Below are 26,826 nucleotides of genomic sequence, written 5' to 3'. Positions count from 1 at the left end.
CTGAGCGTAGCCGCGCAGCGGTGAAGTCGAAGCGCCGGCCGCAGGAAAACTCCCATCGCCGCACGTGGCGCCGACCATCCTGAGGCGCAGGACTTCCTTTCCCGTGGACGCGGGTCGATGCGCCGGTCTGCCTGCGTGCCTCGTTCGCCGATTCCTTCCGGCTCTCTTATCCACAACAACACACAGCTTATCCACAGAGTTGTTGTCTCGACGGCTGAGACGCCGCCGCGCATGATGGTCGGTATGTCCATCCGCGAGGTGTCGGCGCATTGCGCACCGGTCGTGGGGTATTTTCCGAGGTAAATCGATGTCCTTCGTTCCCGAGCGCAAAACGCCTTCCGCCGCCATCGAGGCGTTGCGCGTGCCGCCACATTCCATCGACGCCGAACAGGCGGTGCTGGGTGGCTTGATGCTGGCGCCCGATGCGCTGGACAAGGTGGCCGACCGATTGGCGGAAATGGATTTCTACCGCAAGGATCACCGCCTGATCTGGCGCGCCATCAACGAGCTGGCGAACAAGGGCATGCCCTGCGACGCCGTGACCCTGGGCGACTGGTTCGAGAGCAACGGGCTGGCCGAGATGGTGGGCGGCGCCAGCTACCTGATCGAGCTGGCCAACAGCACGCCCAGTGCCGCCAACATCGCCGCCTACGGCGAGATCGTGCGCGAGAAATCGGTGATGCGGCAGCTGATCGACGCGGGCACCTCGATCACCGAGGACGGCTATCGCCCCGAAGGCAAAAGCGTGCAGGAAGTGCTGGAAAGCGCCGAGCAGCGCGTGTTCCACATCGCCGAATCCGGTGCGCGCGGCAAGAAGGATTCCGTCTCCATGCGCGAGGCGGTGAAGGATGCGTTCCGCCTGCTCACCGAGCGCTACGAGAACCGCGGCCAGCTGACCGGCATCACCACCGGCTTCACCGACCTGGACAACCTCACCTCGGGCCTGCAGCCCTCGGACCTGATCATCGTGGCCGCGCGCCCGTCGATGGGCAAGACCGCGTTTGCGCTGAACATCGCCGAGACCGCCGCGCTGCGCAGCAAGAAGGCGGTGGTGGTGTTCTCGATGGAAATGTCCGCCTCGCAGCTGGCGTTTCGCCTGATCTCCTCGATCGGCCGTATCCACCAGCAGCACCTGCGCAACGGCGATCTGGAGGAGGAGGACTGGCCGCGGGTTTCCAACGCCATCGCGATCCTGTCCGAGGCGAAGATCTTCATCGACGACACGCCCAGCCTGTCGCCGGTGGAGCTGCGTTCGCGCGCGCGCCGCCTGCACCGCGAACACGGCGGCCTGGGCCTGATCGTGATCGACTACCTGCAGCTGATGCAGGTGCCCGGCAACAAGGAAAACCGCGCCACCGAGATCTCGGAAATCTCGCGTTCGCTGAAGGGTCTGGCCAAGGAACTGAACGTGCCGGTGATCGCGCTGTCGCAGCTGAACCGCTCGCTGGAGCAGCGCGCCGACAAGCGTCCGATGATGTCCGACCTGCGCGAGTCCGGCGCCATCGAGCAGGACGCGGACGTGATCATGTTCATCTACCGCGATGACTACTACAACAAGGAATCGCCGGACAAAGGCATGGCCGAGATCATCATCGGCAAGCAGCGCAACGGCCCCACCGACACCTGCAAGCTGACCTTCCTGGGCCATTACACCAAGTTCGAGAATTACGCGGCGGATTCGTTCGTGGGGAGTTTCGATTAGAGCCGGGAATGGGGAATCAGGAATGGGAGTCGGAAAAGCCGCCCGGCTTCGGCGCTTTTGCCCCCTCTCCCCCGAGCGCAGCTTGGGGGAGAGGGCTGGGGTGAGGGGGCGCCCTTGCCTCAGCCAAACATTTCGAAGCGCCAACGCCAACCACGTGCGGCGAAAACCCACAAGCATCCCCGGCATGGCGTCTCGCCGTTTGCGATGACCGCCAGCTAAGCTTCGTCGCCTTCACACCGCTGGAAATCCGCATGGCCAAAGCCAAGACCGCCTACGTCTGCACCGATTGCGGTGCCGAACACAGCAAGTGGCAGGGGCAGTGTGTTGAGTGCGGCGTGTGGAATACGCTCAGCGCGATCGTGCTGGCGCCTTCATCGCCTGCGTCCGCCGTATCGGCGGGCGCGCAGCGCTCGAACTACGCCGGCCACGCCGCCGGTTCGGCCCGGATCACGCCGCTGACCGAGGTGGCGTTGACCACCGAGGCGCGCACGCTGACCGGTATCGGCGAGCTGGATCGGGTGCTGGGCGGCGGGCTGGTGCAGGGCTCGGTGGTGTTGATCGGCGGCGACCCGGGCATCGGCAAGTCGACCTTGCTGCTGCAGATGCTGGGCACGTTGGGCGCGCATCTGCCCAGCGTGTATGTCACCGGTGAGGAATCGCTGTCGCAGGTGGCGTCGCGCGCGCAGCGGCTGGATCTGCCACTGGCACCGCTGCAGGCGCTGGCCGAGACATGCATCGAGCGGATCCTGGAGCAAGCGTTGACGACGCGGCCGCGGGTACTGGTGATCGACTCGATCCAGACCATCTGGACCGAGTTGCTGACCGCCGCGCCCGGTTCGGTGTCGCAGGTGCGCGAGTCGGCAGCCAAGCTCACCCGCTTCGCCAAAGAGACCGGCACCAGCGTGTTCCTGGTCGGCCACGTCACCAAGGAGGGCGGCATCGCCGGTCCGCGCGTGCTGGAGCACATGGTCGATGCGGTGCTGTATTTCGAGGGCGAATCGGGCAGCCGCTTCCGCGTGCTGCGTGCGTTCAAGAACCGTTTCGGCGCGGTCAACGAGCTGGGCGTGTTCGCGATGTCGGACAAGGGTCTGCGCGAGGTGCCCAACCCGTCGGCGATCTTCCTGTCTTCGCATGCGGGCCCGACCCCGGGCAGCGCAGTGATGGTGACGCGTGAAGGCACGCGGCCGCTGCTGGTGGAAGTGCAGGCGCTCGTCGATCAATCGTCGCTGGGCAATCCGCGCCGCGTCACCCTGGGGCTGGAACAGAACCGGCTGGCGATGCTGCTGGCGGTGCTGCATCGCCATGGCGGTGTGGCGGCCTATGACCAGGACGTGTTCGTCAACGTGGTCGGCGGCATCCGCGTGCAGGAGACCGCGGCCGACCTGCCGGTGCTGCTGGCGGTGCTGTCATCGCTGCGCGACCGACCGCTGCCGGAGCACATGATCACCTTCGGCGAAGTCGGTTTGTCGGGCGAGATCCGCCCGGTACCCAACGGCGAGGAGCGCCTGAAGGAAGCCGCCCACCATGGCTTCCGCCAGGCGATCGTGCCCAAGGCCAATGCGCCGAAGAAGGGCAAGGTGGGTGACATGCAGGTGATCGGCGTCGAGCGCCTCAGCGAAGCGATCGACGCCTGCCGCTGAGGTATGTGGTGGGAGCGACTTCAGTCGCGATGCTCTTGGCGGAAAGCAGAAGCATTGCGGCTGAAGCCGCTCCCACAGAGGCTTCACCCGGTTGCCGACGCCCGCCGGTCCGAGACGCTTTCCCGAATCCCGAATCCCGAATCCCGAATCCCGATTCCCGGCTTCCTCAGTACACGCCCTGATCGATCATCGCGTCGGCCACCTTGCGGAAACCGGCGATGTTGGCGCCCAGCACCAGGTTGTGCGGCTGGCCGAATTCCTCGGCGGCGGCGGTGCAGCTCTGGTAGATGCCGGCCATGATTTCATGCAGCTTGCCGTCGACCCGCTCCATGGTCCATTGCTGCATGCCGCTGTTCTGCGCCATTTCCAGCTGGCTGGTGGCGACGCCGCCCGCATTGGCCGCCTTGCCCGGGCCGTAGGCGATCTTGCTTGCCAGCAGGATGTCGATGGCGTCGGCGGTGGAGCCCATGTTGGCGCCTTCGGCAATGCAGGTGACGCCGTTGGCCAGCAGCGCCCGGGCGTCGGCGGCGGTCACCTCGTTCTGCGTGGCGGAGGGGAACGCGGCGTCCGCCTTGATCCGCCACACGGCATGACCGTCTTCCGGGTAGTCGCCGCGCGGGATATAGGTGGCGTCGGGGTGGTGCGCCGTGTACTCGCTCAACGAGGCGCGCTTGACCTCCTTCAGCAACTTCAGCGTCTCCAGGTTGATGCCGACCGGGTGGTGGATCGTGCCCAACGAATCGGAGCAGGTGACCGGACGCGCGCCCAACTGGTACAGCTTCTCGATGGTGTAGATCGCCACGTTGCCGGCGCCGGACACCAGGCAGACCTTGCCCTCGAAATCCTCGCCGCGGGCCTGCAGCATGTGCTGCGCGAAATAGACCGTGCCGTAGCCGGTGGCTTCCTTGCGGCCCAGCGAGCCGCCCCAGTTCAGGCCCTTGCCGGTCAGCACGCCCTCGTAGTGGCCGGTGAGGCGCTTGTACTGGCCATACAGGTAGCCGATCTCGCGCGTGCCCACGCCGATGTCGCCGGCGGGCACGTCGGTGGTCGGGCCGATGTGGCGGTACAACTCGTTCATGAAGGACTGGCAGAAACGCATCACTTCGGCGTCGGATTTGCCCTTGGGGTCGAAATCCGAACCGCCCTTGGCGCCGCCGATGGACAAGCCGGTGAGGGCGTTCTTGAAGATCTGCTCGAAGCCCAGGAACTTGATGATGCTGGCGTTGACCGACGGGTGGAAACGCAGGCCGCCCTTGTACGGGCCCAGCGCCGAGCTGAACTGCACGCGATAGCCCTTGTTGACCTGCACCTTGCCGGCGTCGTCGGTCCAGCACACCCGGAAGAAGATCTGCCGTTCCGGCTCCACGATGCGCTCGATGATGTTGTGCTGGCGGTAGCGCGGCTCGGCGTCCAGCAGCGGCTGCAGGCATTCCAGGATTTCGCCAGCAGCCTGATAGAACTCGGTTTGCGCCGGACTGCTCTTGAGCAGGCGCGTCAGCGTCGCGTGGATGAAGGACATCAAGGATTCCCCGGGAAAAAGTGTCGGAAGGCAGGCATCGCCGAGCCGCAATGTATTAATGCGTTAGTGCGATAGCCTGCAATATAGTGCGATGCACAAACCGCGCGCAACCGGCGCGTGCAGCGGGATGGCCGATCGAACCGCGTCCGCGCCCCGCCCGGCAGGCTCTTTAAGCGGCGAATACCACCGTCTTGCTGCCGTTGAGCAGGATGCGGTCGTCGAGGTAATGGCGCAGGGTGCGCGCCAGCACGCGGCGTTCGATATCGCGGCCGATGCGGATCATGTCCTCGGCCGTGTCGTGGTGGGTGACGCGCTCGATGTCCTGCTCGATGATCGGGCCTTCGTCCAGTTCCGCGGTGACGAAGTGCGTGGTGGCGCCGATCAGCTTGACCCCGCGCCGATGCGCCTGGTGGTACGGCCGCGCGCCCTTGAAGCCGGGCAGGAAGGAGTGGTGGATGTTGATGCAGCGGCCGGCCAGCTTTGTAGTCAGCTCATTCGACAGCACCTGCATGTAGCGGGCAAGCACCACCAGATCGCACTGGCTCTGCTCGATCACCTGCCACAGCAACGCCTCCTGCGCGGCCTTGTGGTCCCGGTTGGCGGGCAGGTAGTGGAACGGGATGGCGTCGAGGTCGAGGTGGCGATACGTCTCGCGCGGGTGGTTGGCGACGATGCCCGCGATATCCATCGACAGCTCGCCGGTGCGCCAGCGGTACAGCACGTCGGCCAGGCAGTGATCGAACTTCGATACCAGCAACAGCACGCGTCGCCGCTCGCTGCGGTCGCGCAGCTGCCATTGCATGTCGAAGCGCTCGGCGATCGGGGTGAAGGCGGCCTGCAACCCGGTCAGCGTGGCATCGGTGGCCAGCGCCTCGAACACGATGCGCATGAAAAAGCGGCCCATGTCGGTGTCGTCGAATTGCTGCGCTTCCAGGATGTTGTTGCCCTGCGCGGCGAGATGGCCGGATACCGCAGCCACGATGCCCGGGCGATCCGGGCACGACAATGTCACCACGAATTGCGCTGCCGCCATGTCAGATATTCCGGTGCAGGATCAGCTCCAGCACCGCCTTGCTGCCGAAAAACGCCAGCGCCAGCACGGTCATGCCGATCAGGGTGAGATTGACCGCGCGGGTGCCGCGCCAGCCCTGGCGCCAGCGGCCCAGCAGCAACGTGCCGAACACCAGCCAGGCGAACACCGACAGCACCGTGGTGTGGACGAGATGCTGGGCGCGGATGTTTTCGATGAACAGCGCGCCGCTCAGCAAGGCCACGGTCAACAGCGCGAAACCACCCGCGATCAAACGGAACATCAAGGCCTCGGTCTGCGTCAGCGGTGGCAAGGCGCGCAGCCAGCTGCCGAAATGCCGGGCGCGCAGCGCGCGTTCCTGCACCGCCAGCAGGATCGCCAGCACCGCCGCGATCGACAGCACGCTGAAGGCCAGCAGGGCCAGCGTCACATGCAGCTTGATCGGCCAGTCCATCTGCTGCAGCGGGGCCGTGGGCGCCGCCACGAAACCATCCAGAAACAGGAACAACGCCGCCAGCGGAAACACCACCACGCCCAGCGCCGCCACCGGGCGCGACAGGTTCACCAACAGTGTCAGCGCGGCCACGACACAGGCCACCAGCGATAGCGCCGCAAAAAAATGCAGGTCCAGCGCGCCACGGTGCATGCCCAGCAAGATGCCTGCATGCAGCAGCACGGCCGCCCCCGCCAGACACAAGGCCAGCCGGTTGAGCGGCTGGCCGCCGCTCAACAACGGGCGCGCCAATCCGCCCGCTGCAGCGAGGTAGAGCACGACGGCAAGCAGCGTGAGCACATGTACGGACATAGCCATGAAGTGTCGCACACGGCATGGGCGAGTGCAGCAGGGGCTCCGCGCCATTCTTCCGGGCATGGGCGTCGACAAGGCCGGCCCGGGAGCGGCGGACGGGTCTGGTATATTTGCGGGCTAGCCCCAGCTCGTGCCCTCATCATGTTCGAATCGCTCAGCCAACGCCTTTCCACCACCGTCAATCGTCTGCGCGGCCGTGGCCGGCTGACCGAGGAAAACATCCGCGAATCGCTGCGCGAGGTACGCATCGCCCTGCTGGAAGCGGACGTGGCGCTGCCGGTGGTGCAGGCCCTGATCCAGCGGATCAAGGTGCGCGCGGTGGGCCAGGACGTGATGAAGAGCCTGTCGCCCGGCCAGGCGCTGGTCAAGGTGGTCAGCGACGAGTTGACCACGGTGATGGGCAGCGTCAACACGGATCTGAACCTGGCGCAGCAGCCGCCCGCCGTGGTGTTGCTGGCCGGCCTGCAGGGTGCGGGCAAGACCACCACGGTGGCCAAGCTGGCGCGCCTGCTGACCGAGCGCAAGAAGAAAAAGGTGATGGTGGTCAGCTGCGACGTCTATCGTCCGGCCGCCATCGAGCAGTTGCGTACGCTGGCGGAGCAGGTCGGGGTGAGTTTCTTCCCCTCCGATGCGGGCCAGGATCCGGTCGCCATCGCCAGGGCGGCGATCGCCGCGGCCCGGCGCGAAGTGGTGGACGTGCTGATCGTCGACACCGCCGGCCGGCTGCATGTGGACGAGGCGATGATGGCCGAGATCAAGGCGCTGCACGCCGCGATCACCCCGGTCGAAACGCTGTTCGTGGTCGACTCCATGACCGGTCAGGACGCGGCCAACACCGCCAAGGCGTTCAGCGATGCGTTGCCGCTGACTGGCGTCATCCTCACCAAGACCGACGGCGACGCCCGCGGCGGTGCGGCCTTGTCGGTGCGCTATGTCACCGGCCGCCCGATCAAGTTCCTGGGCGCGGGCGAGAAGACCGACGCGCTGGAGCCGTTTCATCCCGACCGCCTGGCCCAGCGCATCCTCGGCATGGGCGACGTGTTGTCGCTGGTGGAAGAAGTCGAGCGCAAGGTCGACCAGGAGAAGGCGCAGAAGCTGGCCCAGAAGGTGATGAAGGGCAAGCGCTTCGACCTCAACGACATGAAGGATCAGCTGGAGCAGATGGGCAACATGGGCGGCCTGGCGGGCCTGATGGACAAGCTGCCGGGCATGGGCAACCTGCCGGACAGCGTGAAATCCAAGGTCAACGACGGCGAGATGAACCGCATGATCGCCATCATCTGCTCGATGACCAAGAAGGAGCGCCGCCATCCCGACCTGCTCAACGGCTCGCGCCGCGCCCGTGTGGCGCGCGGCTCCGGCACCCAGCCGGCCGACGTCAATCGTCTGTTGAAGCAGTACATGCAGATGGAAAAGATGATGTCCAAGCTGTCCAGGGGCGGCAGCAAGGGCCTGATGCGGCAGATGCGCGGGGCGATGAAGGGCATGGGCGGCATGGGTGGTTTGCCGCCGATGCGCTGATGACGCAGGGAAGGGGCTTTTCCCATTCCCTATTCCCTTTTCCCCATTCCCCCTCTAAAATGCCCCGTTTACCGCGCACGGTTCCGTGCCGCTGCCGCATCTGCGGCAACTCTGGAGTTTTACTATGGTCAAGATTCGTCTTTCGCGCGGTGGCGCCAAGGGCCGTCCGTTCTACCACGTTGTAGTGACCGATCAGCGCAACAAGCGCGACGGTCGCAACATCGAGAGCGTGGGTTTCTACAACCCGGTTGCGTCGGGCAAGGACAAGCGCCTTGAGCTGAACGTCGATCGCGTCAACGAATGGGTGGGCAAGGGTGCCCAGCTGTCCGACAAGGTCGCCGCGCTGGTCAAGGAAGCGGGCAAGCTGCAGCAGGCTGCCTGAACGTGACGGCAGCCGGTCGGCGCGTCCTGATTGGGCGCATCGTCGGGCTGTACGGCGTGCAGGGCTGGCTCAAGATCGAATCCTGGGCCGAGCCGCGCATGCGGATCTTCGATTACCAGCCGTGGCTGCTCAGTGCAGCGCCCGGCGTGGAAACGCAGGTCAGCGGTGCGAAGGGTCGCGAACAAGGCAAGGGCATGGTGGCCCAACTGCCGGGCGTCGATGACCGTGAGCAGGCAGCGGCATGGATCGGCAGCGACATCTACGTCAGCCGTGATCAGTTGCCGCCGCCAGCCGAAGGTGAGTATTACTGGGTCGACCTCGAAGGACTCGAGGTGATCACCACCGAAGATGTGTTGCTGGGGCGGGTCAGTCACCTGTTCGCCACCGGTGCCAACGACGTGGTGGTGGTGAGGGATGGGACGCGCGAGCGGCTGATTCCCTTCGTCCAGGGTTCGTATGTGCGGTCGGTGGACTTGTCCGCAGGGCGCATGGTGGTGGACTGGGATCCCGAATTCTGACATCGCCGGATCGAAAGGTCACCGGATCGAAAGCCGGGGATCAGGCGGCAGAGGGCAAGGATTCATGCGTATCGATGTCGTCAGCCTGTTTCCCGACTTCGTGCGCCAGTGTGCCGCGGTCGGTGTGGTGGGACGCGCGCAGCAACGGCAGTTGCTGCAGGTGGAAGCCTGGAACCCGCGCGACTACACCAGCGACCGCCACCGCACCGTGGATGCCAGCTCGTATGGCGGCGGCCCCGGTATGGTGATGATGATCGAGCCGTTGCGCGCCACCCTGACGGCTGTGCGCAACGCCGCGCCGGAACCGGCGCATGTGATTTACCTCAGCCCGCAGGGACCGCGGCTGACGCAGGGCAGAGTGGAGGCGCTGGCGAAAATGCCGCGAATCACCTTGCTTTGTGGACGTTATGAAGGTGTGGACGAGCGGTTGCTGGCGCACGAGGTCGACGAAGAGCTTTCCATCGGCGACTATGTACTGTCCGGTGGCGAGCTGGCGGCGGCGGTGGTCATCGACGCGGTGGGTCGCTTGCAGGAAGGCGCATTGAACGATGCGTTGTCGGCCGAGCAGGATTCATTCGCCAATGGCCTGCTCGATTGCCCGCACTATGCAAAACCGGTGCAGGACGCACTGGGTACCGTACCGGAGGTGCTGCTTTCCGGTGACCATGCGGCGATTGCCCGCTGGCGCCTGAAGCAGTCGCTGGGACGAACCTGGTTGCGCCGTCCCGACTTGTTGTCACGCTGCGTACTGGACAAGACCTCCCGTGCGTTGCTGGATGAATTCCGCCGCGAACACGCCAGCCAGGCGCTGTCGCGACAAAACGAAGCGGTCGATGATTGATCGCAGTTATTGAAAATACACAGGTGTTGCCATGAACAAGATCATTGAACAGTTCGAAGCCGAGCAGATTACCCGTCCCTTGCCGGAATTCGGCGCTGGCGACACCGTGGTGGTCAACGTCAAGGTGAAGGAAGGCAACCGCGAGCGCGTACAGGCGTTCGAGGGCATCGTCATCGCCAAGCGCAGCCGCGGCCTGCATTCGGCCTTCACCGTGCGCAAGATCTCGCACGGCACCGGCGTGGAGCGCGTGTTCCAGGCGCACAGCCCGTCGATCGAGTCGGTCACGGTGAAGCGCAAGGGCAAGGTGCGCGGCGCCAAGCTGTATTACCTGCGTGGTCTGGAAGGCAAGGCCGCCCGCATCAAGGAAGACGTGGCCGCCGCCGCCGCGATCAAGGCCGCCCACAAGGCTGCCGCCGCTGCCGCTGCCGCCGCCGAGTAATCGGCGCGCACGGCTTCGGCCGGCGATAAAAAAAACCGCGCTCATGCGCGGGTTTTTTGTGCGCGGAACCATGTCTCCTCCGCCATTCGCACCTCCCCCGGGTATCCGTTCCGGCGGGTACCGCGTGGACGATTCCGTCTTACAGCCGCTGCGGCGGCTGCAGGAAGTTGCCCTGCACGAAGTCCACGCCGCAGGCGAACAGCAGCGAAGTGCTGGTGGCGTCCTCGACCCATTCGGCAATCGTCTGGCGGTTCAGCTCGCGCGCCTGCTGGCAGATCTCGGTGACCTTTTTCTGGTTTTCCGGGTGCCGTGGCAGTTCCGCCATGTAGCTGCGGTCGATCTTCACGTAGTCGGCGTCGACGTGGTTCAGCAGCTGGAACGAGTTGAGCCCCGAGCCGAACTGCTCCAGCGCGAACTTGCCGCCCAGCTTCTTCCAGCCGTTGACGAATTCCTGGGTGGGGCGCAACAGGGTCATGACCTTGCTCTCGGTCATTTCCAACACGATGCGACCATGCTTCAGGTTGGCGGCGGCCAGTTGCTCGCCCAGCCACGGGAGCAGGTGCTCATCCTGCAGCGAGGCGGCAGTGAGCTTGACGAAGAACGTGGTCGACTGGCCGTGTTTGTCGCGCTCGCGCAGGGTCTTGATCGTCTGCTTCAGCACCCAGCGGTCGATGTCGCCATTCAAACCGTGCTTTTCAGCGATCGGCATGAAGAACCCGGGCAGCACCTCGCCTTGCGGGCCGTTCATGCGCAGCAGGATCTCCGAGAAGTCGCCATCGGCGTCCTGCAGGCTGATCGCCTGCTGGTGGTAGAGCATCAGGCCGTCGTTGGCCAATGCATCCTTCAACAACCCCAGCCAGTAGTGCTCGCGCTCCTCGTCGGCCTTCTCGCGGGCGGCCGGGTCATGCAGTTCCACTTTGCCGCCGCCCTGGCTCTGCGCGTTGCGCAAGGCCTGGCTGGCCTGGTTGAGCAACAGGTCGGTATTGGCGTTCTTCTCGCCCAGCAGGCTGCCGCCGATGCTGGTGTTGACGGTGATGGAGCGGCTGCCGGCGTCGAAGATTTCATTGCTGACGCTGTGCTGCAGCTTGCTGATCCACTCGCGGATGGCTTCGTCCTGGCGCGAATCGAGCACCACGCCGAACGTGTGCTCGGCCAGCATGCCGGCCACGTCGGTGGTGCCGAGCAGGATGCGGATGCGGTCGGCAAAGCCGGCAATCAGCTCGTCCGCCTTGCCCAGGCCGATACTGGCCACGATCGACGACCAGTTGTCCGGTTCGATCAGCAGCAATGCCTGGCCCTTCTTGCCATTGGCGGCGGCGGCGACGGCCGTGTCGATCCGCTCCAGCGTGTGCGCCCGGTTGAACAGGCCGGTGACCGGGTCGCGTTGCAGCTGCGCCAGTGTCGCCGGGTCGACCAGCTGGCGCCGGAACACGATCTGCAGGCAGGGTTCGCCTTCGAACGTGGCCGGGGCGAACTCCACCGTGGCGTCGAAGTGGCTGGCGTCGGCGCGGCGTGCGCGCAGGGACAGCTGGTTGGGTAATTTTTCCTGCCCCTGCGGCCCGCGCAGGATGGCCTTGAACTCGTCGGCGTGGGTCGAGTCGATCATGTCCAGCACGGGCATGCCGAGCAGGTCGTCGAACTCGTCGTAGCCGAAGGTCTCCAGGTAGGCACGGTTGGCGCGTACGTGCATGCCCTCGTGCACGTACGCGATGGCGTCGGTGGAGGAGTCGAGCAGCGCGTCGCAGCGGCGTTCCGATTCGCGCAGCGAAGCTTCCAGCCGGCGCAGTTGGCGGCGCGCCTGCAGCGAATCGAACTCGCGCTGCAGCACTGCCGTGAGCTGCTTCGGATGCGTGCGCGCGGCCACGCCGCGGGCGCCGCCCACGAACAGGTCCGCCACCAGCTGGTTGTCCATCGAGTCGACCAGGCCCAGCAGCGCGTAGTCGCGGCCGTAGGCATCCATCAGTTTCACGACCTCGCGCTGCGACAGCGTGGTGATGGCCGGGTCGAACATCACGATGTCGGGTCCCAGTTCATCCAGCGCGGCCTGCACCTGTTCGGCATTGGTGGCGCGGGCGGGGCGTACGGCGATACCCGAATTGCGCAGCAGGCTGATGATCTGCTCGGCCTCCTCCAGTGAGTTTTCGATGAAGAGGATCTTGATGACGAGGTCTTTTTTCATGGATGGCCGGGAAGAAGGTGGTCGTCACGAATCGTGTTGCAGGCATCAGGGATGCCCCATGGCCCTATAGTTTGTAGCGGATAAAGCTCGCGGCTGCCAGAAAAAAGCGCAGCTGGCGTTCAGAGCGGGCGCTTGGACGTATCGCCGCCTATTTCGCGCACCAGCCGCGGCACCAGATAGCCAGGCAACCGCGCCCGCAACGTTTCCAGCAGTGCTATCGCCTCGGCGTCGCCGACCTCGAAATGCGCGGTGCCGTGTACCCGGTCGAGCTGATGCAGGTAGTACGGCATCACCCCGGCGGCAAGCATCCGCTCGGACAGGTCGGCCAGCGTGTCGGCGTGATCGTTGATCCCTCGCAGCAGTACCGATTGGTTGAGCAACGTGGCGCCGGCGTCGCGCAGTCGTGCGCAAGCCGCGTCGACGCCCGCGTCGAATTCGTTGGCGTGGTTGGCGTGCAACACCACCACCTTCTGCAACGGCAGCGAAGCCAGCCACTTGAGGAAGGCGTCGTCGATCCGCTCCGGCAGCACCACCGGCAGGCGCGTGTGGATGCGGATCCGCCTGACGTGCGGAATGGCGGCCAGACCACGGCTCAGGTCCTCCAGCTTGCTGGTGGCCAGCGACAGCGGATCGCCGCCGGAGAGGATCAGTTCGCTGATCGACGGATCGGCCTCGAGCTGCGCCAGCGCATCGCGCCATTGCGAGGCGGCGGCGATCTCCTCGCCATAGGGGAAGTGGCGGCGAAAGCAGTAGCGGCAGTTCACCGCGCAGCTGCCGCTGGCGATCAGCAGGGCGCGGCCATGGTACTTGTGCAGGAAACCTTGGCCGCTGCGCGACGCCATGTCGCCCACCGCATCCAGCGTGAAACCGGCTACCCGGTCGTGTTCGGCCCGTTGCGGCAGCACCTGCAGCAGCAGCGGATCGGCGGCATCGCCGTGGCGCATGCGGGCCACGAAACCACGCGGCACCCGCAGCGCGAAGCCGGCGCCGTCGGACGGGATCAGGTCGGTACGATCGCCCAGGCCCACCGCCTGCAACAGCTCCAGCGGGTCGGTGATCGCGTCGCGCCACAGCGCGCGCCAGTCGGGCGCAGCGGACGATAGGCGGGAATGGGGGCTTGCGGTTATCATATCGGGCCTTGAATCGGGCGGTGACGCCCGTGACATCCATCCATTTTAGCCGCCCCTCGGGCGAAAACGACTCCGGAGCAGACAGCGCATGGCGACCCTTGGCCTCAACGACGTCAAAACGGGCAAGAAGATCCTTCACAACGGTGATCCCTGGATCATCACCGAAGCGGACTTCGTCAAACCCGGCAAGGGTCAGGCGTTCACCCGCATCCGCATCCGCAACCTGAAGGACGGCCGCACCACCGAGCAGACGCTGAAGTCCAGCGACTCGTTCGAGGAAGCCGACGTTACCGATACCGACATGCAGTTGTCCTTCATCGACGGCATCGGCAAGGACCGCGTCTGGAACTTCATGAACATGGAGACGTTCGAGATGGTGCCCGCCTCGCTGGCCGCGATGGGTGATACCTGGAAGTGGCTGAAGGGCGAGGAGGAGTGCGTGGTCACCTTGTTCAACGGCAACATCGTGGCGGTGCAGGCGCCGAAGTTCGTCGAGCTGAAGATCACCGAGACCGATCCCGGCGTGCGCGGCGACACCTCCGGCGGCGGCGGCAAGCCGGCCACGCTGGAAACCGGCGCCGTGGTGCGCGTGCCGCTGTTCGTCAACCAGGACGAAGTGATCAAGGTCGATACCCGCACCGGCGAATACGACAGCCGCGTGAAGTGACGTAGGGGTCCGCGCCTGCACGCGGCGCGGCCGGCACGTCATCGCGGGAATGACGATCCAGAGGGGGCGGCGGCCGCAAGGCACCGCCCTTTATCGTATTTACAAGCAAGGTGAGTGAGCGATGAGCCAGATACCCCCGCAACCCGTCGACCTGATGATCGAGGCGCGCTGGGTGGTGCCGGTGGAGCCGCATGCGGTGGTGCTGGAAGACCACGCGGTGGTGGCCGATGGTGGCCGGATCGTCGCCGTGCTGCCCATCGCCGATGCCCGCGCCGCGTACGCACCGCGCGAGCGGGTCGAGCTGGGCGAGCACGCGCTGATCCCCGGCCTGGTCAACAGCCACACGCACAACCCGATGACCCTGCTGCGCGGGCTGGCCGACGACCTGCCGCTGATGGTGTGGCTGCAACAGCACATCTGGCCGGCCGAGGCCAAGGTGATCGGGCCGGAATTCGTGCGCGACGGCGTCGAGTTGGCGGTGGCCGAGATGCTGCGCGGCGGCACCACCTGCGCCAACGAAAACTATTTCTTTCCCGACGTGATCGGCGCCACCTACCGGCGCATGGGTTTCCGCGCCGTGGTCGGCCTGCCGGTGATCGAATTCCCCACCGCATGGGCCACCACCCAGGACGACTATTTCGCCCGCGCCGTCGCGGTGCACGACAGCTTTCTCAGCGACAACCTGATCAGCACTGCGTTCGCACCCCACGCGCCGTACACGGTGTCGGACGAGAGCTTCGAGCGCATCCGCCTGTTGTCGGACCAGCTCGACATTCCAGTCCACCTGCACCTGCACGAAACCGCGCACGAGGTGGCCGAGGAGAAGACCAAAAGCGGCCTGCGTCCATTCCAGCGGCTGCAGAAGCTGGGGCTGGTCAACGACCGCCTGATCGCCGTGCACATGACCCAGGTGACCGAGGGCGAGATCGCCGCCTGCGCCGCTGCCGGCGTGTCGGTGGTGCATTGCCCGGAGTCCAACCTGAAGCTGGCATCGGGTTTCTGCCCCGCGGAAAAACTGCGCCAGGCTGGCGTCAACCTGGCGCTGGGCACCGATGGCTGCGCCTCCAACAACGACCTGGACATGTTCGGTGAAATGCGTACCGCCGCGCTGCTGGCCAAGGCCGTGGCGGGCGACGCGGCGGCGTTCGATGCCGCTTACGCGCTGCGGGCCGCCACGCTGCACGGTGCGCAGGCGATCGGACTGGGCGCGTGCATCGGTTCGATCGAGGTGGGCAAGCAGGCCGATCTCGCCGCCGTGCGGCTCAGCGACCTGGAAACGCAGCCGCTGTTCAACGTCGTCTCGCAATTGGTGTACGCCACCGGCCGCCACCAGGTCACCGACGTGTGGATCGCCGGCCAGCGAAAACTGGCCGCGCGCGAATTGGTCGACATCGACACCGCCGCCATCCTGGCCAAGACCCGCGCCTGGCGCGAGCGCATCGCCGCCGCCTGATTACCGCACTCCGAGGAGCCATCCATGAACCGTTACCTGGTCTATCTGCTGCGCCGCCCCGACGTCGATCCGGCAGTGGTACCGCTGCACATCGCCTTCCTCGACGACTTGCGCGCGCAGGGCCGGATCGAACTTTCCGGCGGCTTCAGCGACAAGTCCGGCGGCGCCTACCTGCTGCGTGCGGATGACCTGGCCGCAGCCCAGGCCACCGTGCAGCGCGACCCCGCGCACACCAGTGGTGGTTGGACCATCACCGTGCACGAATGGCTGGCGCGGTAAACTGCGTATTCCCCGAGAGGTTTTGTGATGTCGACCGCATCCCCCGAACGCGCCGCCGATGGGCGTCATGACGGCAATGTCAGCGCCGCGGAAATCGCCCGTTTCGATACGCTGGCCTCGCGCTGGTGGGATCCCGACGGCGAGTCGCGCCCGCTGCACGATCTCAATCCGGTGCGCTTCGCCTATATCGCCGAACGCGTCGAGCTGGCGCAGGCGAAGGTGGCCGATGTGGGCTGCGGCGGCGGCCTGCTGAGCGAGGCGCTGGCCCGTGCCGGCGCCCGCGTCACCGGCATCGACCTGGGCGAGAAGGTGATCGAGATCGCGCAATTGCACCTGCACGAATCGGCGTTGTCGGTGGACTACCGCGTGCAGTCGTCCGCCGAGCTGGCCGCGGCCGAGCCCGCCTCGTTCGACGCCGTGTGCTGCATGGAACTGATCGAACACGTGCCCGATCCGGCCGCGCTGGTGGCTGACCTTGCCGCGATGCTGAAACCCGGCGGCCAGTTGTTCATGTCCACCCTCAACCGCACGCCGGCTGCATTCGGCGCGGCTATCGTGGGCGCCGAGTACGTGATGCGCATGCTGCCGCGCGGCACCCATCACTACGCGCACTTCCTGAAGCCGTCGGAGCTGGGCCGACTGCTGCGGCAGTCCGGCCTGGAGCTGGAGGACGTCAGCGGCCTGGGCTACAACCCGCTGGCACGCAAGGCCTGGATCAGCCGCTTCACCGCGATCAACTACGTGCTCAGCGCGCGCAAGCCGCTATGACGCCGTTGCCGGAAAACATCCAGGGCGTGCTGTTCGACCTGGACGGCACCTTGCTCGACAGCGCCGCCGATCTGTACGGCGCATTGGTCGAGCAGTGCGCCGAGGAAGGCGAGGCCGCGCCCGATTACGACGCCGTGCGCCAGGTGGTATCGCGCGGTTCGACCGCGATCCTGCAGCAGGGTTTTCCGTTGCGCGACGACGCGGAACGCAAGGCGTTGCTGCCGCGTTACCTGGCGTTGTACCAGCGCATGCTGGCGCAGCAGACGCGCGCGTTCGACGGTGTGGACGCGCTGCTGCAGCAACTCGAACAATGCGGCCTGCGCTGGGGCATCGTCACCAACAAGCCGGGCTTTCTTACCGACGAGCTGGTGCAGCGGATCGGCTGGACGTCGCGCGCCGCCGCGGTGGTTTCCGGCGACACCTTGCCGGTGAAAAAGCCCGATCCCGCGCCCGTGCTGCTGGCCTGTGAGCGGGCCGGGCTGCAACCCGAACGCTGCGTCTTCGTGGGCGACGATCGCCGCGACGTGCTGGCCGGCGAAGCGGCGGGGTTGTACACGGTGGCGGTGAGCTGGGGCTATCTCGACGGCGGCGACCCGCATCACTGGGGCGCCGACGCGGTGGTGGACCAACCTGCGCAACTGGCCGCGCTGCTGATGCCGTCATCGGTCGCCGCATGAGCGACGGAGACACAAGCAACGCGGCGTGGCAGGGCTTCATCGACAAGTGGCTGGCGGCGCAACCCCAGCAGCGTGTGGCGCTGGTGTTCGTCGATGGCCATCGCCATCCCGGTCACATCGCGCTGGCTGCGTTGGAGCAGGAGTTGCTCGATGCCGCCTACGGCATCCGCGAGCCGCAGGTGGCTGCTGCCAAGCTGGGTTGGTGGGCGGAAGAATTGTCCGGTGCGGCCAGCAGTGGCGGCCGGCATCCGCTGACCCAGGTGTTGTTCGACGACGAGCGTGCACAGGCGATTGCCGCCGAGCAGTGGGTGGCGCCGGTGCTGGCGGCGATGGCGCAGCTCGAACAGGGCACCGCCGCGGATTTCGCCGCGCAGGTGGATGCGGCGATGCCGCTGCACGGCGCGTTGGCCGCGCTGGAAACCGCCTGGTGGTATGGCGCGGCGGCGCCGAGTGATCGTGCCGCAAGGCTGGCCACGCTCGATCATTTGCTGGATGCACTGCTGCGCACCGAAGCCGACGCCGGTCGCGACCGCCTGCCGCTGTCGATGGCCAACCTGGCCCGTCACGGATTGAGCCGGTCGCAACTGGGCCAGGCCAGCGCCGCGCGGCAGCAGGCGATCCAGGATCAATTGCGCGAGCTACTGCAAAGCTGGCGCGAAGCGGCCCGCCTGCCCGGACCGCTCAGCGTGTTTCGCGCGCTGGCGTCCAGCCACGGTATGCGGATGGCGCAACGCGCGCTGCGCGCGCCCGATGCGCTGGCCAGTCTCGGCGCCGAGCGCCCGCGCATCCGGCCGGTGACCGCATGGCGGGCATGGCAGTCCGCGCGCGCGTGGCGCCGCAACGCGTCGTGAGTCGCGGCGAAAACGCAGCGTTTCCGCCGCGGCTATTGCACCGGGGCGCTGATGCCTCAAACTTGAACGTCGCGGCGCCATGCGTTTGCTCCGCCACGACGATCCCCAGGACAAAACCATGACCAACCAGGAAAACACCGCCCGCCTGCTACCCGATGTGGCCGTGCACGCACAGCCGCATCTTGCTGGCGCGCTGGACTGGGTCGGCATGGCCGAGATCCAGGTGCCGGTGCGTTTCGATGCCGGCGACGGCGATGTGCAGCGCGCCAGCGCGCGGGTGGGTGCGTTCGTCAACCTGAAACGGCCGGACAAGCGCGGCATCCACATGTCGCGGCTGTACCTGCAGGCCGAGCAGGCACTCAGCACGCAAACGCTCGGCGCCGACACGCTGCAGGCGCTGCTGCGCGGTTTTCTCGACTCGCACGCCGACCTGTCCGACCGCGCCTGCCTCAGCATCCGCTTCGAGCACCTGGTGCGCCGGCCCGCGCTGCGCAGCGCCAACAGCGGCTGGCGCGCCTATCCGGTGACCATCGAAGCCAGCCTTACCGGCAGCGCGTTCCTGCTGGAGCTGGGCACCGAGGTGGTTTATTCGTCCACCTGTCCCGCGTCGGCGGCGCTGTCGCGGCAGTTGATCCAGGACCAGTTCGCCAGCGATTTCGCGGCCGACGCCACGCTCGATCGCGCCGCGGTGCTGGAGTGGCTGGGCAGCGAAAAAGGCATCGTGGCCACGCCGCACGCGCAGCGCAGCGTCGCCTGCCTGCGGGTGCGTCCCGCGGCGGGCGCGCCGTTGCAGCTGATCAGCCTGATCGATCGCGTCGAGACGGCACTCGGCACGCCGGTGCAGACGGCGGTGAAACGCCAGGATGAGCAGGCCTTTGCGCTGGCCAACGGCGGCAACCTGATGTTCTGCGAAGACGCGGCCCGCCGCATCCAGAAAGCGCTGGACGCCGATGCCGCGCTGGACGATTTCCACATCCGCGTGGAGCATCAGGAAAGCCTGCATCCGCACGACGCCGTGGCCTATGCCAGCAAGGGTATCGACGGCGGCTACGGCGGCGCCAAGTTCTAGCGCTGTTTCGCCGGCGCCGCGCTGGCGCTGGCCGTATTTGTTTTGCGATGGATGATGTGCCGTGGCCGGTGCCTCGTCGTTGCGTTCTCGATCGAAGACACCATGCAGACCCGCGCCGAAAACATCCCCTTGTCCGCTGCTCCGGAAGCGTCGCCCGAGCGCACGCAGTTCGCCGTACTCGGCGGCATCAGCGTGGCGCACATGCTCAACGACATGATCCAGTCGCTGATCCTGGCGATCTACCCGCTGCTGAAAAGCGACTTCCACCTGAGCTTCGCCCAGGTCGGCCTGATCACGCTGACCTACCAGCTCACGGCCTCGTTGCTGCAGCCGCTGGTGGGCATGGTGACCGATCGCAAGCCGATGCCGTATTCGCTGCCGATCGGCATGGGCTTCACGCTGTGTGGCCTGCTGCTGCTGTCGGTGGCTCCCACGTTCCCGATCCTGCTGCTGGCCGCGGCCCTGGTCGGCACCGGTTCGTCAGTGTTCCATCCGGAATCCTCGCGGGTGGCGCGGATGGCCTCGGGCGGCCGCCACGGCTTGGCGCAATCGCTGTTCCAGGTGGGCGGCAATACCGGCTCATCGCTGGGCCCGTTGCTGGCGGCGTGGCTGATCGTGCCGCACGGGCGCGGCAGCGTGGCGTGGTTCTCGCTGGCGGCCTTGCTGGCGATCGTGGTGCTGCTGCAGGTGGGCCGCTGGTACGGCCGGCACCACCTCACCTGCGGCAAGTCGCAGTCGCGGCATCTGGCCGTAGTGGCGTTGCCGCGCAACCAGGTGATCGCCGCGCTGGGCGTGCTGGGCCTGCTGATCTTCTCCAAGTTCTTCTACCTGGCCAGCCTCAGCAGTTATTACACCTTCTACCTGATGCACAAGTTCGGCGTCTCGGTGCAGAGCGCGCAGGTGCACTTGTTCGTGTTCCTGTTCGCAGTGGCGGTGGGCACGCTGGTTGGCGGCCCGGTGGGCGATCGCATCGGACGCAAATGGGTGATCTGGGTTTCGATCCTGGGCGTGGCGCCGTTCACCCTGGCATTGCCGCACGTGGGCCTGATGTGGACCGGCGTACTGACCGTGATCATCGGCCTGATCCTGTCCTCGGCCTTCTCGGCCATCCTGGTCTACGCGCAGGAGCTGGTGCCGGGCCGTGTGGGCATGATCTCGGGCCTGTTCTTCGGCTTCGCCTTCGGCATGGGCGGCATCGGCGCCGCCGTGCTCGGCGCGCTGGCCGATGTGCACGGCATCGAATACGTCTATGGCCTGTGCGCCTTCCTGCCGCTGATGGGCCTGATCACGGTGTTCTTGCCGAACATCGAAAAGCGTGCCCACGCCTGACGTTTTTGTAGGAGCGCACCCTGTGCGCGATGCTCTTGCTTCAAGGCTGCACAAAACCAGAAAGCATCGCGACTGAAGTCGCTCCCACGGGTGCAAATCATTTTCGTGCGGCCGCACTCCTGTCGCGGATGGCGCGGAATTCGGAATCCTTGCTCCAGTCCGGCCATGCGTCGGCATTGGCCAGGTCGTTGCCCACGGTGTAGAGCAACTGCAGGTCGCGGGCCATGCCGGTGAACGGCCAGTCGGCCTGCCATTCATCGGCGGGCTGGTGGTAGCGCTTTTCGGTGTAGTCGTCTTCGGCGGCCTTGCCCGCGGCGATACCGCCGTCGATCCAGTCATTGCCCGAGCCGAACGAGACGGCGGGTACACCACGCTTGGCGAACGAGAAATGATCGGAGCGGAAGAAGTAGCCGGCTTCCGGTTTCGGGTCGGGGGTGTAGACCATGCCGTACGACTTCGCCGCCGCGATCAGGTCGTCCAGCAAGCCCAGCCTGGCACTGCCGGAGATGGTGAAGTTGCGGGCGGGGCCGTGCGGGTCGAGCGCGTCGACGTTGAGCACGCCGGCGGTTTTCGCCAGCGGGTACAGCGGATTGGCGGCGTAGTACTCGGAGCCGAGCAGGCCTTTTTCCTCGGCGGTGACGTTGAGGAAGATCACCGACCGCTGCGGCCGCGGGCCATGCGCGAACGCACGCCCCAGCTCGATCAGCGCCGCGGTGCCGGTGGCGTTGTCCACGGCGCCGTTGTAGATGCGGTCACCGCTGGCGTCGGGTGCGCCAACGCCCAGGTGATCCCAGTGCCCGCTGTAGATCACAGTTTCGTCGGGGCGCTTGCTGCCTTCGACGCGGCCGACGATGTTGTGCGAGGTGATCACCCTGGTGTCGGCCTTGAAGTGAGCGGAGAGGCTTTCGCCTTTCAGCACCACCGGATGGAAATCGCGGGTTTGCGCCTTCTGTTTCAGCGCCTCGAAATCCAGCCCGGCACCCTTGAACATGGCCACCGCCAGATCGCGCTGGATCCAGCCTTCCAGCTCGGGATGCACCTCGGCCGGTTTGTCGCGCACGATGTCGAACATCGTATTGGTGTTGGAGTTCTTCACCGTGGCCCAGCCATAGGAGGCGGGCGCGGTTTCGTGGATCACCAGCATGCCCAGCGCGCCTTGCCGCGCGGCTTCCTCGTACTTGTAGGTCCAACGGCCGTAGTAGGTCATGGCCTTGCCGCCGAAATCACCCTTGCCCGTTTCGAAATCGGGGTCGTTGATCAGCACCACGGCGATCTTGCCGTGCAGGTCCACGCCCTTGAAGTCGTCCCACTGGCGCTCGGGTGCGTTGACGCCGTAGCCCACGAACACCAGCGGCGCATCGGCGATGGTTACGCTGTTGCTGCCGTTGGTGGGGGCGCGCACCGCGATCTGCTCACCCTGGGTCAGCGTTTGCGGTTTGCCGTCAATGGTGAGGGTCAATGCCGGCGTGCCGACGATCGCGCTGCGCAACAGCGGCACGGCCTGGGTCCAGCTGCGCTTGCCGTCGACGATGTCGCCGCCCGGCTGCACGCCGGCTGCCTTCATCTGCGCCACCACGTAGTCGATGGTGCGCGTTTCCGCCGGTGTGGCCGGGCCGCGGCCCTCGAACGCGTCGGAGGACAGCGTCTTCACTTCGGCGGACAGGCGCCCGGTGCTGAAGGTCGGCGGGGTGGCGGCCATGGCCAGCGCGCAGGTGGACAACGCCAGCGAGGAAAGGATCAGTCGTTTCACGGGCAACTGCCTGTCGGAAAGGTTTTCCGATAGTAGTCAGCGCGGCGGGGCGTATCCATGTGTCGGTGGGCATGGTCGATCTACCGACGCGGCCCAATTCGAGGGCGATACCTGCAGCCGCAGATAGCCTTCGGCCACCAGCGCATCCAGATCCGCGGTCAGCGGAAGGTCGGCGGTTTCGGCCGTCGGCGTATGCAGCTGGCGCACGCCGACCCAGCTGTTGCGACCGTTGTGCTTGGCCGCGTACAGGCACTGGTCGGCCAGGCTCACCACGTCCTCCCAGCTGAATCGCCAGGGCTCGCTGGGCAGCACGGGGTAGCTGGCGAAGCCGATCGAGCAGGTGCGACGAATGAACACGCCGTTGCCGAGATCGAATTCATGCTGCGCCATCAGGCGGCGGATATGTTCGGCAATTACCGGCCCCGACTCACTGTTGGTGCGGCGGGCGATGACCAGGAACTCCTCGCCGCCCCAGCGCACCGGTGTATCCGTTTCGCGGATGGCGGCGAGGGTGATGTCGCGCAGTTGCGCCAGCACGCGGTCGCCTGCGGCATGGCCGTAGTGATCGTTGACGTCCTTGAAGTGGTCGATGTCGATCAGCAGGAAAAGCAGGTTGATGTTGGCAGCGGGGCCTTGCGCTGCGTTCGGGCCAAGGTCGCGATAGAGGCGCAATACCGAGGCGACGTCGCGGCCCACGTTTTCCAGCGCGTAGCGGCGGTTTTTCATGCCGGTGAGCGCATCGGTGATGGTCTGCCGCTGCAGCGCGCTGTTGGCTTCCTCCAGCGCGTGGTTCGATGCGGAGAGCTCCTCGGTACGCTGCTCGATCAGGCGCGCCAACTCGCGGTTGCGCCGCTGCAGCACGGCGGAGCGCAACTGGATGCCCAGTGCAGCCACCATGTAGGCGAGCACGAAATAGCCCAGGTAGGCCCACCAGGTGCGATACCACGGTGGCAGCACCTGGAAGGCGAATTCCGCATCGGCGCCGATGTTGCCGCGCAGATCGCGCGAGCGCACGCGGAAGCGGTAATCGCCTTCGTGGATGTTGGTGTAGTCGCGATAGGTTTCCGCGCTCCAGTCCGACCAGCGCGCATCGGCGCCTTCCAGTTGCACCTGGAAGGTGCTGGCGGTGCGTGCGCGGAAATTCGGCGAGGCGTAATCGAAGCGCAGGCTGTTGTTGCCCCACGGCAATTTCAGTGTCGGCGGTGCAGTGCTTGCGCCACCCCACAACACATGGCCGCTTCCGTCGGAAATTTTGCGCAACAAGGTGGGCAGCGGTTTGTCCGGGGGCGCGGCGATCGAGGAGTCCAGTCGATACAGGCCATCACTGGAGCCGAACCAGGTGATGCCGTCGGGCTCGGCATAGAGCGTGTACATCTCCACCCCGGACAGCTCGCGCAGCGGTTGCGGCTCCCAGTGGTAATGGCCCTTGGCGTCGGCCACGGCCACGCCGGTTTCGCGGATGGTCTTGGTGCCGTCGGCGGTGTACATCCAGAGGTGTCCGGGCACGCTTTCGCTGAGTCGCGAAAGCCGCCTCGCACCCTGCGGGAACAGGCTGGCGAATGCGGTATCCGGCTGCAGCCTGGCGCGCTTCTCGTCGTAGAGATAGATGCCCTGGGCGGTAACCACGCGCAACCCGGCGGCGAGCGACGTCACGAACGCATAGTTGGGGCTGGCAACCGAATCACGGTGCTGCTGGAACGACTGTGTCTGCGGTGGCACGCCGTCGCCTGGCTGCCATTCGTCCGGCAGGGCAACGCGGATGGCGCCGTTGCTGAGCGTGCCCAGCCAAAGGTTGTCGTGGTCATCGTGGGCCAGCGAGCGGATGTCGCCGGAAATGCCCGGAATCCTGCCTTCGTCGATCCACTTGTCGCCATCGCGGCGCATCACCGCCAGGCCGTTGCGCAGGCCCACGAAAACGCGCGAGGGGTCGCGGATCGAACGCAGCAGCGAAAAGGCCACGTCACCGGAGGTGCATACCGGCGCCGCGCAGGGTTTCGCGACGACATTGCTCACTTCCACCACACCTTGGGATGTTGCCGCCAGCAGCGAGTCGCCCATGTCCAGAAAGCTCCAGACCTGCGCGCGGACGCCATCCAGCGCCACGAATTCCGCGTTGCCGTCGATCCCGCTGTGCAGCAGGAACAGGCCCTTGGTGGTGCCGACGTAGAGCCTGCCCTGGAAACGCCGCATCGCCAGCACGGTGCCGTCCAGCCCGGAGTTGCGCGAAAACAGGGTCAGCGGGGATGCCACGTCGAGGCGGCTGAGGCCGTTGTCCAGCGCCAGCCACAAGCCATGTTCCCGGTCCTGGAACATCGACAGGACGGTGTCGTTTATGAGGCCTTCGTTGCGGCGCAGCCGCTCCAGCAGATGGCCCATGCGATCGACCAGCAGCACGCCGCCCTGCAAGGTGCCGATGGCCAGGGTGCCATTGGCAAGCCATTGCGCGTCGTACAGCTGGTCGTCGCGCAGGATCTTGTTCGTCTCGTTGGGCCAGGCGGCAAGGCGGCCCTTGTCCAGCACAAGCCAGCCCCGTTCGCGGGTGCCGACCAGCAGCGGCCCGTCGTGGTCGGTCTCGTCGCCCCAGGCCACCAGTGCGTGGATCCTTTCGTGCGCAAAACGCGCACCGCCCTTGACCATCTTCAACTGGTCGCCGATGACCTCCATCAGCCCGCGACCTTCGGCGCGCACGTAGAACCGGTCGCGAACCTTGAAGAAATAGTCGAACGAGGTGGTGGCCGTCCAGACGTCCATATGCTCGCCGCGCAAGCGGAACAACTGGGCCACCGTGCCGAAATAGACCCCGTCGTCGGTGACGAAAATGCGCCACACGTCGGCAAAATTGCGGTAGGCAGGGGCGATGCGGTCAAGCAGGGAGACGTAATGCATGCGGCCATGCACATCGGGTTCGAGATAGCCGAACTCGCCGATGCACCCCACGTACACGCGGCCGTTGGCGTCGACCGCCAGCGAGCGCACGGAGCTCTGGTTGGGCACGGGGATGCGGCGCCAGCGGGTGCCGTCGTATTCCAGCACGCCGTCATCGCTGTTGCCCACGTAGATCACGCCGCGCCGGTCCTGCGTCACCGCCCAGTTCTGCGGTGCGGCGCCGTAATCGAGCGGGCTGAAGTTCTGCAGCAACGGCACTCCGGCCTCGGCGGCGTGTTTGCTCTCGATGGTGGATTCCGCTTTGGCCAGGCCCGCGCCAAGCCACAGCGAGGCCAGCAAGGCGGCGATTTTCATCCACACCATGCCGGCGCGCCTTGCACAGGGCAAGGCGTGCGCAGCAGGGCCAACAACGCATGGCGCCGTCGACGATTGGATGACCACAGTCATGCTGAACGTGACTCCGGCTGATTTTGCTCAGCCATCGTTGAAGACAAGGCGCCCCCGCGGCCCGATCCGTGCCGATAGTGCGTCGGCCATGGCCGCTGCTTCCCCATCAACGCTGTTTCTCGTCCAGCTTCCGGTTTCAAACCTGCCCCTGCCCCTGCCGGCTCCGGCACAAACATCCATCGGCGATGGGCGCACGGATACCTGAGCGGCCATTATTGGCAAAACTTTAGGTGTTGGAGCGAATGGGGCGCTCCGCAGGGCGGCTGACGCCGCGAGGGGCAGGGTGGCGAGGACGCGCCATCGAAGGCGCGGAGGCCTCCGATGGCGGTGGGTTGGAGCGGGACTCAATCTTTGCCGATGACCTTGCCGGTGCTCGGGTCCAGCCGCAACTTCACCTTGTTGCCCGCTGCATTTTTTGCCTTGGCCTTCCACACCCCGTCATCGAAGTCCACGTCGTGGACATCGGTATAGCCCTGGGTGGACAGCGACGCGCGCACGTCCGCCTCGCTCAACTTCGACACCTCGTCCTCCGGGTATACCTTGCCGGTGGCCGGATCGATGCGCACGTCCACGTCGTTGCCATCCGCGCTTTTCGCGTCGGCGTGCCACATGCCGTCCTTGAACTCCACGTCGTGGATCTTGGTGTAACCCTGCTCGGTCAATCTGGCCTGCACCTGCGGTGCCGTCATCGACTGTGCCAGCGCTGCCGCGGAAACGCCCAGGCCGAAAGTTAAAGCCAGCGGAGCGGCCGCGATTTTCATCCATCGCATCTTGCGGGTGCTGCCCGAAATCATCTGCGTCATGTCCGACTCCTCGTGATGGGTGAGGCCGGGAGTGTTGGGCGCGATCCATCAAGTTGCGGTGAACAACACGCGACGGGAACCCGTGCCCAACATGTTTTCCACGCCCTCGCGACACCGCGAGCGCGACACTCCGGGGAC

The 26,826-nt window shown here is 66.0% G+C and carries 23 protein-coding genes; 15 read left to right on the top strand and 8 right to left on the bottom strand.

The genetic code is table 11. The features are described 5' to 3' along the window. Positions 1 to 307: 307 nt before the first annotated feature. Both UU9_RS02515 and radA read left to right on the top strand, forming a co-directional pair. Positions 308 to 1,702, top strand: coding sequence for a replicative DNA helicase (locus UU9_RS02515; protein ID WP_007080143.1), 1,395 nt, complete (start codon positions 308 to 310; stop codon positions 1,700 to 1,702). A gap of 251 nt (positions 1,703 to 1,953) precedes the next feature. Further along, entirely contained in the window at positions 1,954 to 3,342 is a 1,389-nt protein-coding gene (radA, locus tag UU9_RS02510; RefSeq protein WP_007080142.1) for a DNA repair protein RadA, read from the top strand. A 166-nt stretch (positions 3,343 to 3,508) separates the two neighbouring features. On the opposite strand, the gene gdhA is transcribed toward radA, so the two are convergent. From gdhA to UU9_RS02495, 3 genes are all read right to left on the bottom strand, one after another. Then, positions 3,509 to 4,861, bottom strand: a complete 1,353-nt coding sequence (gdhA, locus tag UU9_RS02505; protein ID WP_007080141.1) for an NADP-specific glutamate dehydrogenase — start codon at positions 4,859 to 4,861, stop codon at positions 3,509 to 3,511. Between the two features lie 169 nt (positions 4,862 to 5,030). Next, complete coding sequence (gene purU / locus UU9_RS02500) at positions 5,031 to 5,894, bottom strand: formyltetrahydrofolate deformylase (RefSeq protein WP_007080140.1); 864 nt, start codon at positions 5,892 to 5,894, stop codon at positions 5,031 to 5,033. A 1-nt stretch (position 5,895) separates the two neighbouring features. Then, a complete protein-coding gene (locus UU9_RS02495; protein ID WP_007080139.1) occupies positions 5,896 to 6,696 on the bottom strand; it encodes a cytochrome C assembly family protein in 801 nt (266 codons plus the stop codon). A gap of 144 nt (positions 6,697 to 6,840) precedes the next feature. Here UU9_RS02495 and ffh point away from each other — a divergent pair, with 144 nt between their 5' ends. From ffh to rplS, 5 genes are all read left to right on the top strand, one after another. After that, the gene (ffh, locus tag UU9_RS02490; RefSeq protein WP_007080138.1) at positions 6,841 to 8,220 is read left to right on the top strand and encodes a signal recognition particle protein; all 1,380 of its coding nucleotides are present in this window, start codon (positions 6,841 to 6,843) and stop codon (positions 8,218 to 8,220) included. 124 nt (positions 8,221 to 8,344) lie between these two features. Next, the gene (gene rpsP, locus UU9_RS02485) at positions 8,345 to 8,602 is read left to right on the top strand and encodes a 30S ribosomal protein S16 (RefSeq protein ID WP_007080137.1); all 258 of its coding nucleotides are present in this window, start codon (positions 8,345 to 8,347) and stop codon (positions 8,600 to 8,602) included. A gap of 2 nt (positions 8,603 to 8,604) precedes the next feature. Beyond that, positions 8,605 to 9,120: a ribosome maturation factor RimM gene (gene rimM / locus UU9_RS02480; RefSeq protein WP_007080136.1), complete on the top strand. Its 516-nt coding sequence runs from the start codon at positions 8,605 to 8,607 to the stop codon at positions 9,118 to 9,120. Between the two features lie 64 nt (positions 9,121 to 9,184). Beyond that, positions 9,185 to 9,961 carry a tRNA (guanosine(37)-N1)-methyltransferase TrmD gene (gene trmD / locus UU9_RS02475; RefSeq protein WP_007080135.1) on the top strand — a complete coding sequence of 259 codons (777 nt, stop codon included), beginning with the start codon at positions 9,185 to 9,187 and terminating at the stop codon, positions 9,959 to 9,961. A 31-nt stretch (positions 9,962 to 9,992) separates the two neighbouring features. Next, positions 9,993 to 10,400 (top strand): 50S ribosomal protein L19, encoded by a 408-nt coding sequence (gene rplS, locus UU9_RS02470; RefSeq protein ID WP_007080134.1) that lies wholly within the window; start codon positions 9,993 to 9,995, stop codon positions 10,398 to 10,400. A gap of 139 nt (positions 10,401 to 10,539) precedes the next feature. Here the strand turns inward: rplS and UU9_RS02465 are convergent, their stop codons facing one another. Both UU9_RS02465 and epmB read right to left on the bottom strand, forming a co-directional pair. Then, positions 10,540 to 12,579: an EAL domain-containing protein gene (locus UU9_RS02465; protein WP_007080133.1), complete on the bottom strand. Its 2,040-nt coding sequence runs from the start codon at positions 12,577 to 12,579 to the stop codon at positions 10,540 to 10,542. A 119-nt stretch (positions 12,580 to 12,698) separates the two neighbouring features. Next, positions 12,699 to 13,709 (bottom strand): EF-P beta-lysylation protein EpmB, encoded by a 1,011-nt coding sequence (gene epmB, locus UU9_RS02460; protein ID WP_007080132.1) that lies wholly within the window; start codon positions 13,707 to 13,709, stop codon positions 12,699 to 12,701. An 88-nt stretch (positions 13,710 to 13,797) separates the two neighbouring features. Here epmB and efp point away from each other — a divergent pair, with 88 nt between their 5' ends. The 8 genes from efp (at position 13,798) to UU9_RS02420 (ending at position 20,802) form a co-directional block, all read left to right on the top strand. After that, a complete protein-coding gene (gene efp, locus UU9_RS02455) occupies positions 13,798 to 14,376 on the top strand; it encodes an elongation factor P (RefSeq protein WP_007080131.1) in 579 nt (192 codons plus the stop codon). A 121-nt stretch (positions 14,377 to 14,497) separates the two neighbouring features. Then, the gene (locus UU9_RS02450) at positions 14,498 to 15,829 is read left to right on the top strand and encodes a TRZ/ATZ family hydrolase (RefSeq protein ID WP_007080130.1); all 1,332 of its coding nucleotides are present in this window, start codon (positions 14,498 to 14,500) and stop codon (positions 15,827 to 15,829) included. Positions 15,830 to 15,853: 24 nt separating this feature from the next. Beyond that, complete coding sequence (locus tag UU9_RS02445; protein WP_007080129.1) at positions 15,854 to 16,108, top strand: YciI family protein; 255 nt, start codon at positions 15,854 to 15,856, stop codon at positions 16,106 to 16,108. 27 nt (positions 16,109 to 16,135) lie between these two features. Beyond that, a complete protein-coding gene (gene ubiG, locus UU9_RS02440; protein ID WP_007080128.1) occupies positions 16,136 to 16,876 on the top strand; it encodes a bifunctional 2-polyprenyl-6-hydroxyphenol methylase/3-demethylubiquinol 3-O-methyltransferase UbiG in 741 nt (246 codons plus the stop codon). Then, positions 16,873 to 17,553, top strand: coding sequence for an HAD family hydrolase (locus UU9_RS02435; RefSeq protein WP_007080127.1), 681 nt, complete (start codon positions 16,873 to 16,875; stop codon positions 17,551 to 17,553). The genes ubiG and UU9_RS02435 overlap by 4 nt, the downstream gene beginning before the upstream one ends. Then, complete coding sequence (locus UU9_RS02430) at positions 17,550 to 18,404, top strand: isoprenoid biosynthesis enzyme family protein (protein WP_007080126.1); 855 nt, start codon at positions 17,550 to 17,552, stop codon at positions 18,402 to 18,404. Before UU9_RS02435 ends, UU9_RS02430 begins: the two co-directional genes overlap by 4 nt. A 118-nt stretch (positions 18,405 to 18,522) precedes the next feature. Then, positions 18,523 to 19,473: a GTP cyclohydrolase FolE2 gene (folE2, locus tag UU9_RS02425; RefSeq protein ID WP_040670055.1), complete on the top strand. Its 951-nt coding sequence runs from the start codon at positions 18,523 to 18,525 to the stop codon at positions 19,471 to 19,473. A gap of 102 nt (positions 19,474 to 19,575) precedes the next feature. Beyond that, on the top strand, positions 19,576 to 20,802 hold the full coding sequence (locus UU9_RS02420) for an MFS transporter (RefSeq protein ID WP_007080124.1): 1,227 nt from the start codon (positions 19,576 to 19,578) through the stop codon (positions 20,800 to 20,802). A 97-nt stretch (positions 20,803 to 20,899) separates the two neighbouring features. On the opposite strand, the gene UU9_RS02415 is transcribed toward UU9_RS02420, so the two are convergent. From UU9_RS02415 to UU9_RS02405, 3 genes are all read right to left on the bottom strand, one after another. After that, positions 20,900 to 22,552: a M28 family metallopeptidase gene (locus tag UU9_RS02415; protein WP_007080123.1), complete on the bottom strand. Its 1,653-nt coding sequence runs from the start codon at positions 22,550 to 22,552 to the stop codon at positions 20,900 to 20,902. Positions 22,553 to 22,588: 36 nt separating this feature from the next. Continuing rightward, positions 22,589 to 25,801 carry a diguanylate cyclase gene (locus UU9_RS02410; RefSeq protein WP_007080122.1) on the bottom strand — a complete coding sequence of 1,071 codons (3,213 nt, stop codon included), beginning with the start codon at positions 25,799 to 25,801 and terminating at the stop codon, positions 22,589 to 22,591. Positions 25,802 to 26,229: 428 nt separating this feature from the next. Further along, entirely contained in the window at positions 26,230 to 26,688 is a 459-nt protein-coding gene (locus UU9_RS02405; RefSeq protein ID WP_007080121.1) for a PepSY domain-containing protein, read from the bottom strand. Positions 26,689 to 26,826 lie beyond the last annotated feature (138 nt).

The sequence above is a fragment of the Rhodanobacter fulvus Jip2 genome (assembly GCF_000264315.1).
Classification (GTDB): Bacteria; Pseudomonadota; Gammaproteobacteria; order Xanthomonadales; family Rhodanobacteraceae; genus Rhodanobacter; species Rhodanobacter fulvus.
This window is presented reverse-complemented; position numbering and strand designations above follow the sequence as displayed.